Source organism: Anaeromyxobacter diazotrophicus (assembly GCF_013340205.1).
Lineage (GTDB): Bacteria > Myxococcota > Myxococcia > Myxococcales > Anaeromyxobacteraceae > Anaeromyxobacter_A > Anaeromyxobacter_A diazotrophicus.
This window is the reverse complement of the sequence record NZ_BJTG01000002.1, coordinates 26,565-39,790: the sequence shown is the minus strand read 5'-3', so window position 1 is coordinate 39,790 and position 13,226 is coordinate 26,565. Positions and strand designations below refer to the sequence as shown.

General features: G+C 74.1%; 14 protein-coding genes and 6 tRNA genes. 1 reads left to right on the top strand and 19 read right to left on the bottom strand.

What is annotated here, in order from left to right; translation table 11 throughout:
* Nucleotide 1: 1 nt before the first annotated feature.
* A tRNA-Leu gene (locus HWY08_RS03220) sits at nt 2–82 on the bottom strand.
* Between the two features lie 66 nt (nt 83–148).
* Here HWY08_RS03220 and HWY08_RS03215 point away from each other — a divergent pair.
* Complete coding sequence (locus HWY08_RS03215) at nt 149–565, top strand: hypothetical protein (RefSeq protein WP_176062908.1); 417 nt, start codon at nt 149–151, stop codon at nt 563–565.
* 78 nt (nt 566–643) lie between these two features.
* On the opposite strand, the gene HWY08_RS03210 is transcribed toward HWY08_RS03215, so the two are convergent.
* The 18 genes from HWY08_RS03210 to HWY08_RS03125 form a co-directional block, all read right to left on the bottom strand.
* A tRNA-Lys gene (locus HWY08_RS03210) sits at nt 644–716 on the bottom strand.
* Nucleotides 717–822: 106 nt separating this feature from the next.
* Nucleotides 823–899 (bottom strand) — tRNA-Arg (locus tag HWY08_RS03205).
* 25 nt (nt 900–924) lie between these two features.
* Nucleotides 925–1,000: transfer RNA gene (locus HWY08_RS03200), tRNA-His, on the bottom strand.
* 9 nt (nt 1,001–1,009) lie between these two features.
* Nucleotides 1,010–1,086 (bottom strand) — tRNA-Arg (locus HWY08_RS03195).
* 44 nt (nt 1,087–1,130) lie between these two features.
* A tRNA-Pro gene (locus HWY08_RS03190) sits at nt 1,131–1,204 on the bottom strand.
* Between the two features lie 64 nt (nt 1,205–1,268).
* Nucleotides 1,269–2,000, bottom strand: a complete 732-nt coding sequence (locus HWY08_RS03185; RefSeq protein WP_176062906.1) for a non-canonical purine NTP pyrophosphatase — start codon at nt 1,998–2,000, stop codon at nt 1,269–1,271.
* A 3-nt stretch (nt 2,001–2,003) separates the two neighbouring features.
* A complete protein-coding gene (gene rph, locus HWY08_RS03180; RefSeq protein ID WP_176062903.1) occupies nt 2,004–2,732 on the bottom strand; it encodes a ribonuclease PH in 729 nt (242 codons plus the stop codon).
* 108 nt (nt 2,733–2,840) lie between these two features.
* The gene (locus HWY08_RS03175; RefSeq protein WP_235969428.1) at nt 2,841–3,593 is read right to left on the bottom strand and encodes an N-acetylmuramoyl-L-alanine amidase family protein; all 753 of its coding nucleotides are present in this window, start codon (nt 3,591–3,593) and stop codon (nt 2,841–2,843) included.
* 9 nt (nt 3,594–3,602) lie between these two features.
* Entirely contained in the window at nt 3,603–4,658 is a 1,056-nt protein-coding gene (gene selD, locus HWY08_RS03170; RefSeq protein WP_176062901.1) for a selenide, water dikinase SelD, read from the bottom strand.
* A 50-nt stretch (nt 4,659–4,708) separates the two neighbouring features.
* Complete coding sequence (locus HWY08_RS03165; RefSeq protein WP_176062899.1) at nt 4,709–5,623, bottom strand: DUF4388 domain-containing protein; 915 nt, start codon at nt 5,621–5,623, stop codon at nt 4,709–4,711.
* Nucleotides 5,623–6,357 carry a tetratricopeptide repeat protein gene (locus HWY08_RS03160; RefSeq protein ID WP_176062897.1) on the bottom strand — a complete coding sequence of 245 codons (735 nt, stop codon included), beginning with the start codon at nt 6,355–6,357 and terminating at the stop codon, nt 5,623–5,625. The genes HWY08_RS03165 and HWY08_RS03160 overlap by 1 nt, the downstream gene beginning before the upstream one ends.
* A 60-nt stretch (nt 6,358–6,417) precedes the next feature.
* Nucleotides 6,418–7,230 carry a nuclear transport factor 2 family protein gene (locus HWY08_RS03155; RefSeq protein ID WP_176062895.1) on the bottom strand — a complete coding sequence of 271 codons (813 nt, stop codon included), beginning with the start codon at nt 7,228–7,230 and terminating at the stop codon, nt 6,418–6,420.
* A complete protein-coding gene (locus HWY08_RS03150; protein ID WP_176062893.1) occupies nt 7,214–7,981 on the bottom strand; it encodes an outer membrane protein assembly factor BamD in 768 nt (255 codons plus the stop codon). The genes HWY08_RS03155 and HWY08_RS03150 overlap by 17 nt, the downstream gene beginning before the upstream one ends.
* 77 nt (nt 7,982–8,058) lie before the next feature.
* Nucleotides 8,059–8,634 carry a RecX family transcriptional regulator gene (locus HWY08_RS03145; RefSeq protein ID WP_176062891.1) on the bottom strand — a complete coding sequence of 192 codons (576 nt, stop codon included), beginning with the start codon at nt 8,632–8,634 and terminating at the stop codon, nt 8,059–8,061.
* Nucleotides 8,635–8,651: 17 nt separating this feature from the next.
* A complete protein-coding gene (locus HWY08_RS03140; RefSeq protein ID WP_176062889.1) occupies nt 8,652–9,917 on the bottom strand; it encodes a type IV pilus twitching motility protein PilT in 1,266 nt (421 codons plus the stop codon).
* A 220-nt stretch (nt 9,918–10,137) separates the two neighbouring features.
* Nucleotides 10,138–10,527 carry a 30S ribosomal protein S9 gene (rpsI, locus tag HWY08_RS03135; protein ID WP_176062887.1) on the bottom strand — a complete coding sequence of 130 codons (390 nt, stop codon included), beginning with the start codon at nt 10,525–10,527 and terminating at the stop codon, nt 10,138–10,140.
* Nucleotides 10,528–10,537: 10 nt separating this feature from the next.
* Entirely contained in the window at nt 10,538–10,984 is a 447-nt protein-coding gene (gene rplM / locus HWY08_RS03130) for a 50S ribosomal protein L13 (RefSeq protein ID WP_176062885.1), read from the bottom strand.
* Nucleotides 10,985–11,061: 77 nt separating this feature from the next.
* On the bottom strand, nt 11,062–13,080 hold the full coding sequence (locus HWY08_RS03125) for an ATP-dependent helicase (RefSeq protein ID WP_176062882.1): 2,019 nt from the start codon (nt 13,078–13,080) through the stop codon (nt 11,062–11,064).
* Nucleotides 13,081–13,226: the final 146 nt, after the last annotated feature.

Below are 13,226 nucleotides of genomic sequence, written 5' to 3'. Positions count from 1 at the left end.
ATGGGCGGGGAGGGACTCGAACCCTCACGCCTCGCGGCACCGGATCCTAAGTCCGGCGCGTCTGCCGTTCCGCCACCCGCCCCGAGCACCGTGTACCACGCCGAGGCTCCCCTGAACCGCGGCGCGAAACCGTAGTAAACATTCCGTCGTGGACGCTCAGCACCAACACCCCCCGGAGGCGGCCTGCCCCCCGACCTGCCCCGGCTGGTCCGAGGGCGCACTCCAGCTCTTCGCGCTGCAGCGCCGGTACGCCGACATGCTGGCCGCCTGCCAGGCGGCCGAGGCGGTGGAGTCGATCATCGTGAACCCCGCCACCCCCGGCGTGGAGCTCCCGGAGTACCTGGGCGAGGAGCAGCTCGTGCGCCTCAACCTGGTGGTCGGCCGCGACACGCCGGAGCTGCTCATGGACGACTGGGGCCTGCGCTGCTCGCTCACGTTCCGCGGCCGCCGCCTCGACTGCGCGGTCCCCTGGGACGCGATCCTGGCGGGCGTGCTGCGGGCGCCCCCGCGCCGCCGGCCCCGCTTCCAGGTCATCGCCGGCGGCAAGAAGGACGACGGCGACTAGCCTCGCCGCGCGCGAGCCCTGCCCGGAAGCCCGGAAACGAAACGGGGACCCGTCGCCGGGTCCCCGTCTCTTCTTCAGTGAGCGCAGAAGGAATCGAACCTTCAACCTATGGATTAAGAGTCCATTGCTCTGCCAGTTGAGCTATGCGCCCTGGCCCTGCAAAGGGTGGCGGATCTACAACGGCGCCCTCCGGGTGTCAACGCCTGCAACGCGGCCCGGCGAACATCTCGCCGGCCCCCCTGTCTCGCGCCGCCAGCTGGCGCGCCCGGAGGGACTCGAACCCCCGACCTGCGGCTTCGAAGGCCGACGCTCTATCCAGCTGAGCTACGGGCGCGGAGGGCGGCGCGTGGAGAGAAGCATGGGGTGAGTGAAGGGGCTCGAACCCTTAACCCCCGGATCCACAGTCCAGTGCTCTACCGATTGAGCTACACTCACCGTAAAATTTGGCGCGCCCGGAGGGAGTCGAACCCCCGACCCGCGGCTTAGAAGGCCGCTGCTCTATCCAGCTGAGCTACGGGCGCACAGACCCGCCGGGCTTCCACCGTCCACCCCTGTTTTCAAAGAGTCGGGGCGGCGGGATTCGGACCCGCGACCTCCTGCGCCCAAGGCAGGCGCGCTACCAGGCTGCGCTACGCCCCGAAAGTCGCGGCCGCCCCAGCCGCCCAACCAAGAGCGCAGTAACTAGCCTCACGGCTGGTTTTTGTCAAAGGGCTCCGCGCGCGAGGCGCTCGAGGATCGGGCGCAGGGCGCGGAAGGCGGCGCCGCGGTGCGACAGGGCGTCCTTCTCCGCCGGCTCGAGCTCGGCCATGGTGCGGGGCGGGCCGCCCCGGTGCCCCGCCCCGGCCGGCGCGCGGAGGCGCGCCAGCTCGGACTCGGGCAGGAAGAGCGGGTCGTAGCCGAAGCCGTGCGTACCCCTGCGCACGTGCCCGATCCGGCCGCGGCAGGCGCCCTCGACGCACGCCAGCATGCGCCCGTCGGGCGCCGCCAGCGCCAGCGCCGCCACGTACCCGCCGTCGCGAGCCGCGCCCTCCCGGCCGGCGAGCGCCGCCAGCAGCTTGTCGTTGTTCGCCTCGTCGCGGGCGGCCCGGGCCAGCTCCGGGCCGAGCTCGCGGTCCGCCACCCGCGGCAGCGCGCAGGCCGGGCTGGCGAAGCCGTCGTCGAGCTCGGACCAGCGCGCCGAGTAGACGCCCGGCGCGCCGCCCAGCGCGTCCACGCACAGCCCCGAGTCGTCGGCGACGGCGTGCAGCCCCGAGAAGCGGGCGTAGGCCGCCGCCTTCTTCTCCGCGTTCTCGCGGAAGGTCCGGCCGTCCTCCACCACCTCGGGCAGCGGCCGCCCCAGCTCCTCCGGCGAGATCACGGTCACCGGCAGCCCCTCCACCAGCCGGCGCAGCTCGCGCAGCTTGCCGCGGTTGGTGGTCGCGAAGAAGAGCTCCATCGATCAGCCCCTCACCTCGAGCGCCCGCGCCTGCGCCTCCTTCAGGCGCGCGATGCCCGCCAGGGCAGCGTCGATCATCTGATCGAGCTGGTCGCGCCGGAAGGCCTTGCCCTCGGCGGTCCCCTGCACCTCGACCAGCTCCCCCTCGCCGGTGGCGACGACGTTCATGTCCACCTCGGCGGTCGAGTCCTCGCCGTAGTCGAGGTCGAGCCGGACCGCGCCGTCGAGGATCCCGACCGACACGGCCGCCACGTGGCGCTTCACCGGCGCGGTGGAGATCTTGCGCGAGGCCTTGAGCGCCTTCACCGCCAGCGCGAGCGCCACGAAGCCGCCGGTGATGGCGGCGGTGCGCGTCCCGCCGTCGGCCTGGAGGACGTCGCAGTCCACGGTGATGGTGCGCGGTCCGAGCGCGCGCAGATCGACCGCCGCGCGCAGGGCCCGCCCGATGAGGCGCTGGATCTCGAGGGTGCGTCCCCCTTGCTTCCCCTTGGCCGCCTCGCGCGCCATGCGCTCGTGGGTGGAGCGCGGCAGCATGCCGTACTCGGCGGTGACCCAGCCCGCCCCCGTCCCGTAGACGTGCGGCGGCACGCGGTCCTCCACCGAGGCCGTGCAGAGCACCTGGGTGTCGCCGCAGCGGATGAGGCACGAGCCCTCGGCGTGCTTCGAGAAGCCAGGCTCGAGGGAGAGGGCGCGGAGGTCCAGGTCGGCGCGGCCGTTCGTTCGGGAGGGCATGAGGGCGGGCATCTTAACGGTCGGACTGCGGGGCGGCCAGAGGCGAAGCTCGACCGCGACCACGACCGCGACGGCGACCGCGACCGACCACGACCGCTCGACCTCGGGTCAGCGGGCCGCGAGGGCGGAGCGCCAGGCGGCGACGCCCTCGGCGATGGCGCGGGCCACCTGGTCCTGGTACGCCGGCGTCGCCAGGCGGCGCGCCTCGGCGGCGTTCGAGACGAAGCCCACCTCGAGCAGCACCGCCGGCATCCTCGCGCCCGCCAGGACGTAGAACGGCGCCTGCTTCACGCCGCGATCCTCGGCGCCCAGCCCGTGCACCAGGCGCTCGTGGACGGCGTAGGCCAGGCGCGAGCTCTCGGACAGGGCGTCCTTGTCGGCCAGGTCCTGCAGGATCCCCGAGACCGGGTCGCGCGGATCCGGCTCCGGCTCGCCCGCCAGGCGGTCGGCGTTCTCGCGCGCCGCCACCGCGGTCGCGGAGGCGTCGCTGGCGTCGGCCGAGAGGAAGTAGGTCTCGACGCCGTGCGCGCGGCCGCGCGCCGGGCCGGGCATCGCGTTGAGGTGGATGGAGACGAACAGGTCGGCCTGACGCGCGTTGGCGAGCGCGGCGCGGGCCGCCAGCGGCACGGCGCGGTCGGCGTCGCGGGTGAGCACCGCCCGGCCCCCCTGCGCCGCGAGCCGCGCCGCCACCCGGCGCGCGATCTGGAGCGTGAGATCCTTCTCGCGCAGCCCCGACGGCCCCACCGCGCCGTCCTTCTCACCCCCGTGGCCCGGGTCCACCACCACCACGAAGGCCGGCTCGGGCGCGGCCGCGGCCGCCCGGGCGGAGAGGAGCGTCAGGAGGAAGAGCGCGCGGAGCACGCGCGCATTCTAGCTCGCCCCGACCTCGATCCAGACGTCGGACGCCGGCGCGCACGCGCCCACCACCGCCGCCTGCACGCCCGCCTGCTTCAGCGCCGCCGCCAACTCGTCCAGCCGCTCCGGCGCGACCGCCGCCAGCAGGCCGCCGTTCGTCTGGGCGTCGGCGAGCACCAGGCGCGCCGGCGCGTCCAGGGAGGCGTCGAAGCGCACGTGGGGCGCCACCCAGGCCAGGTTCGCGCGCGAGCCTCCCGGCGCCACGTCGCGCTCGGCGAGCGCTCGCACGCCTTCCAGGATGGGCACCGCCCGGGCGTCGAGCCGGAGCGTCACCCCCGAGCCCTGCGCCATCTCGAGCGCGTGCCCGAGCAGCCCGAAGCCGGTGACGTCGGTGAGCGCGTGGACCGCGCCGCTCGCCGCCAGCACCTCGCCCGCGGCGCGGTTGAGGGCCGCCATGACCCCGACCGCGCGGTCCACCAGCGCCGGGTCGGCCTCCCCGCGCTTGATGGCGGTGGTCACGATCCCGGAGCCGAGCGGCTTCGTCAGGAGGATCCGATCGCCCGGCCGCGCCCCGACGTTGCGCAGGACGCGGTCGGGGTGGACGAGCCCGGTGACGGCCATGCCGTACTTCGGCTCCGGGTCGTCGATGCTGTGGCCTCCCAGGATGGGGGCGCCCGCCTCGGCCGCCGCCGCGGCCCCGCCGCGCAGGATCTCGCCCAGGGTCTCCATGGGGAGCTTGCCCACCGGGAAGGCCACCAGGTTGAGCGCGAAGAGCGGCCGCGCGCCCATGGCCCAGATGTCGGAGAACGCGTTCGCAGCGGCGATGCGGCCGAAGAGGAACGGGTCGTCCACCACCGGCGTGAAGAAGTCGACCGTCTCGACCACCGCCTCGGTGGCCGAGAGCTGGTACACCGCGGCGTCGTCGCTCGTCTCGTGGCCGACGAGCGCGCGCGGGTCGCGCGTCCTGGGTAGGTGGCGCAGGACCTGCGCCAGATCCGCCGGGCGGATCTTGCAGGCTCAACCCGCGCCGTGGCTGAGCGTCGTGAGCCGCACCTGGTCCTGACCCGACATGGGGGAGACCCTAGCCGCGCCGGGTCGCCGCGGCAACGCGAGAACGCGGCTCACTGCACCGCGACGAGGAGCCCGCGCTGGACCAGCCGCTCGAGCCGCTCGGCGGCGGCGAGGTCGGGCAGCTGGGCGGCGTCGAGGACGCCCTCCAGCGCGCCGTGCTGCGCGGCCAGGGCGAGCAGCGCGCGGTCGGTCGCGTCGAGGCCCTCGCTCCCCCCGGCCACCACCGCGAAGCGCAGCGGGAGCGCCTGCCGGAGCCGGCGCAGCTCGTCGGTCTGCCGCATGCCCTCCATGAGCAGGCCCTCCATCGACGCGGCGATGGGCCGGAGGCCGGCGCCGCCTGGGGCGGCCGGCTTCAGCTCGAAGTGGCCGTGGCTCCAGCCGAGGAGCCGGTAGAAGCTCTTTTCCGCCGCGAGCTCCTCGCGCCCGTCGATGACGCAGCCCACCACCCGCCCCTTGTCGAGGCGCACCTCGGCCGCGTGCCCGTCGCCCTGCACCACCAGGAGGCCGGTCTTGCGCGAGGTGCCGAAGAGCTGCAGGAGGTCGGGCAGCGGCACCTCCTCGATGCGCCCCTGCATGGCGGCGGCGCGGCGCGGCTCGGCGGTGACCGACGCGCGCTCCAGGCCCGCCCGGACCTCCTCGGCCGTCTGGGCCGGGGCGGGCTCGCGCGCGACCACCTTGAGGATGGACTGGCCGAGCAGCACGCGGTCGCCCTCGGCCACGCGCGCGCGGGTGACCCGCACGCCGTTCAGGTAGGTGCCGTTCGTGGAGCCGAGGTCCTCGAGCACCAGCTCGTCGCCCTCGTAGGCCAGCCGCGCGTGGCGGCGCGAGACGAGCTCCTCGGGCAGGAGCAGGTCCGAGCCCTGCTGGCGGCCGAGCAGCATGGGCCGGCTCGGGTCGATCGGCACCACCCCGCCCTGGAAGCGTCCAGAGAGGAAGCGCAGCGCGAGCGGGCGGCGCGCGGGCATCAGGGAGCGCGGCCTTCTCCGGCGCCGTCAGCGCCGGCCAGCTTGAGGTACATCTCGGCGCTGCGGTTGCCCGGCGACAGGTCGAGCACCGCCCGCCAGTGGCCGACCGCCTCGTCGCGGCGGCCCGCCGCCTGGAGCGCCAGGCCGAGCGACAGCCGCGCCGGGATGAACCCGGGGTTCTGCCGGACGATCTCCTCGTACTCGGCGATGGCGAGGTCGCGGGCCCCCGAGTCGCGGTGCGCGTTGGCGAGCTTGGCCCGGATGTCGACGAAGGTCGGGCACAGCTCCAGCGCGCGCTGGTACTCGCGCACGGCCTCCGGGTAGAGCCCCGCCGAGAGCCACACCTCGCCCAGATCGGCGTACATGTTGGCGAGCTTGCCCTTCACGAAGCGGTCGAGCTGGCCGGGGGCGGCGCCGGAGTGGTCGAGCGCCTGCCGGTAGACGTCGCGCGCCGCCTGGTACTTGCCGGTGTCGTTGTAGAGCACGGCCAGGTTGAGCGCCGCGTCGGTGTAGCCCGGGTTGATGCGGAGCGCGGCCTCGAAGGCGCGCTGCGCCCGCTGGTACTGCCCCTGGTCGTGGTAGACGATCCCGAGCATGTTGTAGACGTCGGCGAACGACTGGTGCTGCTCCACCACCTGCACCAGGTACGGCTCGGCCCGCGCGTACTCCTTCTTGAGGTAGTAGGCGCGGCCCAGCGTGAGAGCCTGCTTGAGGGCGTCGTCGAGCTCGGTCATTTCGGCCGCGAGTCTACTCCAGCCCGATCGCCCGTCGAAGTCCGTGATGCAGGGGCACACCTACACCCCGCCCACCAGCAGCCAGCGCTCTCCCTCGCGCGCCAGCCGGTAGACGCGCCGCTCCTGCCGCGGCGGCGCGCCCGGCGCGGACACCTCGCGGTCCTCGCCCACCTCGGCGCGATCGCGCTCGACGCGGATCTGCCAGGCGGAGACGCGGGTCCGCCCCGGGCCCGCGGCCAGCTCGCCGGCGAGCCGGGCCAGGGCGGCCGCGCGGTCCTCGCCGCCGTCGCGGTAGTCGGGGGCGAGCAGGCGCCCGTAGGCGTCGAGGTCGGCCCGCTCCGCCGCGTCGTGGCGGCGGAAGAGCAGGAGCAGCACGCCGCGCAGCCGGTCGAACTGGTCGCCCTCGCCGCACCAGCGGGCGATGGTGCAGGGCCGCATGTGGAAGCGCTCGCGCCCGACGTAGGCGAGCTGGGCCGCCTCGCCCCGCCAGGCCACCCGCCCCTGGGCGGTGAGCATGGCGACCACGGTCGCCCGGCCGCCCTCGACGAGCGGCACCACGTCCTCGTAGCGGGTCCCGTACAGCTCGACCGTGCCGCCCGCGTGGAACCCGTACACGTCGTCGAGGTGCGCCCGCTCCTGGGCGGCCAGCGCCTGCCGGATCTGCGTCTCGGGGGTGCCGAGCGAGGCGCCCAGCGAGGCCAGCCGCCCCCACGAGAGCCAGGCCGCCACCGCCGCGGCGAGCGCCAGCGCCGCCGGGACGAGGTAGGGCGCGCCGGTGCGGAAGCCGCGCTCCCGCCGGCTCGAGACGCCGATGCGCGAGAGATCGCCCGCCGCGCTCCCGCGCGGCGCCGGCGGCCTACCGGAGCGAGGCAAGGAGCTTCTCCGCCTCCGGCCGCCGCGGGTCCTCCGGGTGCTTCACGATGAGCTGCTGCAGCGCCTGCTGCGCCCGGAACTTCTCGTCCACCTTGAGGTAGGCCTGCGCGAGCTCGAGGAGCGCGGCCGGCTCGCGCGGGGAGCCCGGGTAGTCGCGCACCAGCCCCTCGAGCCGCCCGGCCGCGCCCGCCCACCGCCCGCGCTTGGCGTAGAACTCCGCCACGTACCACTCGTGGTCGGCGAGCATTCCGCGCGCCCGCGCCAGCAGCTTCTCGGCGTCCGGCCGGTACTTGGAGGCGGGGTACTTCTCCAGGAAGCTCGCGAGCGACTTCGCCGCGGCGCGCACCTGGGCGAGGTCCTTCTCCGCCGGCGGGGGGAAGAGGAAGAAGTCGCTCGGCCCGTCCTTCCAGGCGGCGAGGCCGGCCCGGTAGGCGGCGTAGTCGGCCTCCTCGTGGTTCGGGTGCAGCTTGACGAACTGCTGGTAGGCCTCGGCCGCCTCGATGGCGTGGTCCTGGTCGTACTTCGCGTCGGCCAGCCGGAGCTCGGAGAGCGCGGCGTACTTCGAGAACGGGTACTTCGTCTTCACGTGCTCGAAGTAGCGCGCGGCCTCGAGGTAGTTGTGGGTCCGGAGCTCCTCGACCCCGGTCTGGTAGTCCTCCTCGGCCGACTTGCCGTACTTCGAGTCGCCGCCGAAGGCGCCGTGCGCGCAGGCGGAGAGGGCCACGAGGAGGGGGAGGAGGCGGAGGCGCATGGAGCGCGGAAGATAGCCGAAAATCGGCGGCGGCGCAGGCGCCGTCGCGCCGCCCGGCGCCGCCCGGGGGCGAGGCGCTACGGGTCGCCGTCCCCCCGGAGCGGGACGAGCCGGCCCACGGCGGAGGAGGAGAAGCCCCGGCCCAGGAGGAACCGGGCCAGCCGCGCGCGCTCCCGCTCGTCGAGCCCCGCGAGCTCGCGCCCCCGCAGCTTCCGCGCCAGCGCCTCGCGGCACAGCGCGAGCTCGGCCGGCTCGCCGTCGCGGCGGTCCTCGGCGCGCTCCTCCGCCGCCGCGGCGACGGCGGCGCGGGCGCGCGCGGCGTCGATGCCGGCCGCGCGCAGCCGCTCCTCGGCGCGGCGCGGGCCGACGCCCCGGGCGCCGAGGAGCGCGCGTGCCCGGGCCCGGGCGTACGCCGCGTCGTCGAGGTAGCCGAGCCTCGCCGCCCAGGCGATCACCTCGTCCGCCTGCGGCTCGAACCCGGCGCGGGCGAGCCGCGCCCGGAGCTGGGCCTGGCTGCGGGCGTGGAAGGCGAGCACGCGGAGCGCGAGCGCCTTCGCCTGCTCGAGCGGGGTGCCGGCGGGGGCGCGGGCGCGCCTCCGCGACGCGGGGCTCGTCCCGCCTGCCCCGGGCCTCGCTGGCGTGCGCGCGCGCAAGAGCCGGCGGCCGCGCGTCAGAACCGCTCGATCTGGAAGTCGTCCTCGGCGGGGGCCGCGGCGACGGCCGCCTTCGCCGGCGGCGGCCCGCTCGGCGGGCGCGCGGCGGCGGGGGCCGGCGGCGGGCGCGCCGGGGCGGGGGTCGGCGCGGGCGCGGCGGCGGCGGGCGGCGCGGGGGCCGCGTCGAAGCCGTCCCACTTCGAGTCGCTCGTGCCCGAGATGCCGGAGACGCGCAGCGCGAAGTCGTCGGCGTTGGTCGCCTGCCGCAGCGCCTCCTCGTAGGTGATGACGCCCGACTTGAGCAGCCACATGAGCGACTGGTCGAACGTCTGCATGCCGTAGGAGACGTTGCCCTGCGCGATGGCGTCGGGGATCTCCTTGGTGCGGTCCTTGTCCTCGATGAGCTCGCGGACGCGGCCGGTGGCGAGCAGCACCTCGGTGGCCGGGACGCGCCCCTTCCCGTCGGCGCGCGGCACGAGCCGCTGGCTCACCACGCCCCGCAGCACCGAGCCGAGCTGGAGCCGCACCTGCTTCTGCTGGTAGGGCGGGAAGGCCGAGATGATGCGGTTGATGGTCTCGGTCGCGTCGAGCGTGTGCAGCGTCGACATGACGAGGTGGCCGGTCTCCGCGGCGGTGAGGGCGGTCTCGATGGTCTCGAGGTCGCGCATCTCGCCCACCAGGATGACGTCGGGGTCCTGCCGCAGCGCGCTCTTCAGCGCCTGCCCGAAGCTCATCGTGTCGACGCCGACCTCGCGCTGGTTCACGATCGAGCGCTTGTCGCGGATGAGGAACTCGATCGGATCCTCGATCGTCATGATGTGGCACGTCTCGGTGGCGTTGACGTGGTCCACCATCGCCGCGAGCGTGGTCGACTTGCCGGAGCCGGTGGTGCCGGTGACGAGGATGAGGCCGCGCTGCTCGCCGGCCAGCTTCTCGATCACCTTCGGCAGCATGAGCTGCTCGATCGTCTGGATCTTGAACGGGATGACGCGGAACACGCCGCCCACCGTCCCGCGCTGCTGGAAGATGTTGACGCGGAAGCGGCCCAGGCCCGGCACGCCGTAGGCGAGGTCCACCTCGTTCGTCTGCTTGAACTTCTCCTTCTGGAAGTCGCTCATCGTGCCGAACGCCATCCGCGCCACCTCCTCCGGCGGCAGGCGGCGGCCGTCCTTGAGGGGCACGAGGTGGCCGTCCACCCGGAACATCGGCGGGAGGCCCGCCTTGAGGTGGATGTCGCTCGCGTTCGCGCGCAGGGCGACCTGCAGGATCTCGTTCAGCTCCATGGCGGCGCGAGCGTATCACCGGCCGGGCGAGCGTCGCCACGGACGGCCGAGGCGCACGAAGGCGCACCTCGCGCCACGAGTGGTGAACGCTCCCACCGACACGGAGAGTAGAAACGCGAACGGCCGACCCCGAGGGGCCGGCCGTCGCCGCTGCGCGAGCGCGGCCGCCGTGCGGCGGCCGGGCTCCGTCGCGCGCTCGCGGGCGCGAGCGCGTACCTCTCTAGCGCTTCGAGAACTGGAAGCGCTTGCGGGCGCCGGGGCGGCCGTACTTCTTGCGCTCGACCGCGCGGGCGTCGCGGGTGACGAACCCGGCCTTCTTGAGGAGCGGCCGGTAGTCCGGGTTGAGCTCCATGAGCGCCCGGGTGATGCCGTGGCGGATCGCGCCGGCCTGGCCGGACAGGCCGCCGCCGTGCGCGTTCACGAACACGTCCAGCTTGCCCATCTGGTCGACGATCTTGAGCGGCTCGACCAGGATCATCTTCGACGTCTCGCGGCCGAAGTAGGCGTCCATGGTGCGGCCGTTGATGGTGATGTTGCCCGTGCCGGGCGTGATCCTCACGCGGGCGACGGACTCCTTGCGACGGCCGACGTTGATCTGGAGCTGGGGCATCTCGATCCTCTTACAGCGAAAGCGCGCGCTTCTCGGGCTTCTGGGCGGCGTGCGGGTGCTCGCTCCCGGCGTAGACCTTGAGCTTGCGCATCATGTCGCGGCCGAGGGCGGAGCGCGGCAGCATGCGCTTCACCGCGTTCAGGAAGATGGCGTCCGGGTGGCGGGCGCGGAGCTTGTGCGGGGGCGTCAGCTTCGCGCCGCCCGGGTGCATCGTGTGCGTGAAGTACAGCTTCTCGGTCTCCTTCTTGCCCGTGAAGCGCACCTTCTCCGCGTTGAGGACCACGACGAAGTCGCCCACGTCCATGGAGGGCGTGTAGCTGGGCTTGTGCTTGCCCTTGAGGAGGGTCGCGACCTGGCTCGCGGCGCGGCCGACGGGGGCGTCGGCCACGTCCACGACCCACCACTTCCGGCCCTGGAGGGCCTCGCTCTTCGTCGCGCTGTGGGTGCCGTTGTGCATGGAAAAACCTACGGGTGTCCGGAATTTGGAAATGCGCCTTTTAGAAGAGCGCGCGGGGAATGTCAAGGGACACGCGGTCAGCCGCGGGCAAACCGCGCCTTGAGCGCCGCGAGGACCTCGGCCGACCGGGCGGCCACCACTTCCGGCGGCTGCACGTCCTTCGCCGGGTCGTATAGCACGAACGCGGCCTCGGGGAGATCTTGCAGGAAGCGGCTCGGCGTCCGGGGCTCCAGCTTGCCCCGTTTGGTCCGGGCCTGGGCGCGCGTGAGGTGCAGCTCCTCGCGGGCGCGGGTGATGCCGACGTACGCGAGCCGCCGCTCCTCCTCGAGGTCGCGCGCCTCGCCCTGGATCCCGGAGCACGGGAGCAGGTCCTCCTCCATCCCGATCAGGAACACCACCGGGAACTCCAGCCCCTTGGCGGCGTGGAGGCTCATGAGCGCCACCCCGTCCTCCGCGTCCTCGTCCTCGTCCTCGCGCGAGTCGAGCGCCAGCTTGGCGAGGTAGTTGGGCAGGGTGGGCTTCTTGCCGGTGCGCGAGGCCCAGCCCTCGATCGAGCGGAGCACGCTCTCGATCGCCTCCACCTTGCGCTGCGCCGCCTCGGCCGACTTCACGCCCGCCCGGGCGTGCGCGTGCAGGTCCACCTCCGCCACCAGCCGCCTCGCCACCTCGCCGATGGGCTGCCGGTCGAAGGCGAAGGCGTAGCGGTCGATCAGGTCCACGAAGGCGAGCATGCGCTCCGCGGCGCCCCGGGGCAGGTCCGGCACCTCGGCCGAGCGCCGCAGCGCCTCGAAGAGCGGGAGCCGGTGCGCGAGCGCGTGGGCGTGGACCCGCTCGAGCGTCGCGTCGCCCAGGCCGCGCGCCGGCACGTTCACGATGCGCGCCAGCGACACGTCGTCCTCGCGCTCCACGCACACCTTGAGGTAGGCGAGCAGGTCGCGCACCTCGGCGCGGTCGAAGAAGGCCGGGCCGCCGGCGACGCGGTACGGGACCGAGGCCTCCCGGAGCGCCTCCTCGATCGGCCGCGACTGCGCGTTGAGCCGGTACAGCACCGCGAAGTGCGCCCAGGGCCGGCCCTCGGCGCGCCCGCGCACGATGCGGTCGGTCACGTGGCGCGCCTCCTCCTCCTCGCCCGCGAGGGCGGCCACCTTGACCGGGGCGCCCTCCCCCGCCGACGTCCAGAGCCGCTTCGCCTTGCGCTGCGGGTTCTTGGCGATGACCCCGTTGGCGCAGGCCAGGATGCGTCCGGTCGAGCGGTAGTTCTGCTCGAGCCGGACCTCCTTCGCCCCGGGGAAGTGCCGCTCGAAGCGGAGGATGTTCTTCACCTCGGCGCCGCGCCAGCCGTAGATCGCCTGGTCGTCGTCCCCCACCGCGCAGACGTTCTTCCGCTCCCCGGCGAGCAGCTTCAGGAGCTCGAGCTGGCAGCAGTTCGTGTCCTGGTACTCGTCGACGAGGAGGTACCGGAAGCGCTCCTGGTACTTCGCCCGCAGCGCCGCGTGGGCCCGCAGGAGCTCGACCGGGAGGGCGATGAGGTCGTCGAAGTCCACCGCCCGCTGCGCCCGGAGCGCCGCCTGGTACCGGGGGTAGACCTCGGCGGCGACGAGGTCGTAGTCGTCCCCCTGCCCCTCCGGGCGCACCTTGACGCCCTTCTGCAGCGCGTTCTTGGCCGCGGAGAGGAGGAAGAGCACGCGCCGCGCGTCGAAGGCGCGGTCGTCCACGTTCACCTCGCGCATGCAGCGCTTCACCAGCGCCGCCTGGTCGCCGGCGTCGCAGATCCCGAAGCGGCGGGGCAGCCCCGCCGCCCGGTGCTCCTCCTGCAGGAGCCACAGCCCGAAGCTGTGGAAGGTGGAGACGAAGACCGCCCGGCCGGGCGGGCCGGCCAGCGCGCTCACCCGCTCCTTCATCTCCTCCGCCGCCTTGTTGGTGAAGGTGACGGCGAGCACGCGCTCCGGCTGCACGCCCTGCACGAGGAGCCACGCCACCCGGTGCGCGATGACGCGCGTCTTGCCCGAGCCGGCGCCGGCCAGCACGAGCAGCGGCCCCTCGGTGGTGGTGACGGCCTCGCGCTGCGGCGGGTTGAGGGTGGAGAGGTCGACCACGGGCAGGGTTGTTCAGGATGCCCGGGACCGAGCCAGGCGGGCGAGACGCGAGCAGCGCGAGGCGCGACGACCGAGCATACCCGTAGGGCATGTGAGGGAGGAGCAACGAAGTGATGCGACGCGGATCGCGCGCCGCGGCGACGGGA

What these genes read in the sequence shown, in the direction of transcription:
- HWY08_RS03185 (WP_176062906.1), bottom strand. Translation starts at nt 2,000, where the DNA reads ATGGAGCTCTTCTTCGCGACCACCAACCGCGGCAAGCTGCGCGAGCTG.
- rph (WP_176062903.1), bottom strand. Translation starts at nt 2,732, where the DNA reads ATGCCCTCCCGAACGAACGGCCGCGCCGACCTGGACCTCCGCGCCCTC.
- HWY08_RS03165 (WP_176062899.1), bottom strand. Translation starts at nt 5,623, where the DNA reads ATGCCCGCGCGCCGCCCGCTCGCGCTGCGCTTCCTCTCTGGACGCTTC.
- HWY08_RS03160 (WP_176062897.1), bottom strand. Translation starts at nt 6,357, where the DNA reads ATGACCGAGCTCGACGACGCCCTCAAGCAGGCTCTCACGCTGGGCCGC.
- HWY08_RS03150 (WP_176062893.1), bottom strand. Translation starts at nt 7,981, where the DNA reads ATGCGCCTCCGCCTCCTCCCCCTCCTCGTGGCCCTCTCCGCCTGCGCG.
- HWY08_RS03140 (WP_176062889.1), bottom strand. Translation starts at nt 9,917, where the DNA reads ATGGAGCTGAACGAGATCCTGCAGGTCGCCCTGCGCGCGAACGCGAGC.
- rpsI (WP_176062887.1), bottom strand. Translation starts at nt 10,527, where the DNA reads ATGCCCCAGCTCCAGATCAACGTCGGCCGTCGCAAGGAGTCCGTCGCC.
- rplM (WP_176062885.1), bottom strand. Translation starts at nt 10,984, where the DNA reads ATGCACAACGGCACCCACAGCGCGACGAAGAGCGAGGCCCTCCAGGGC.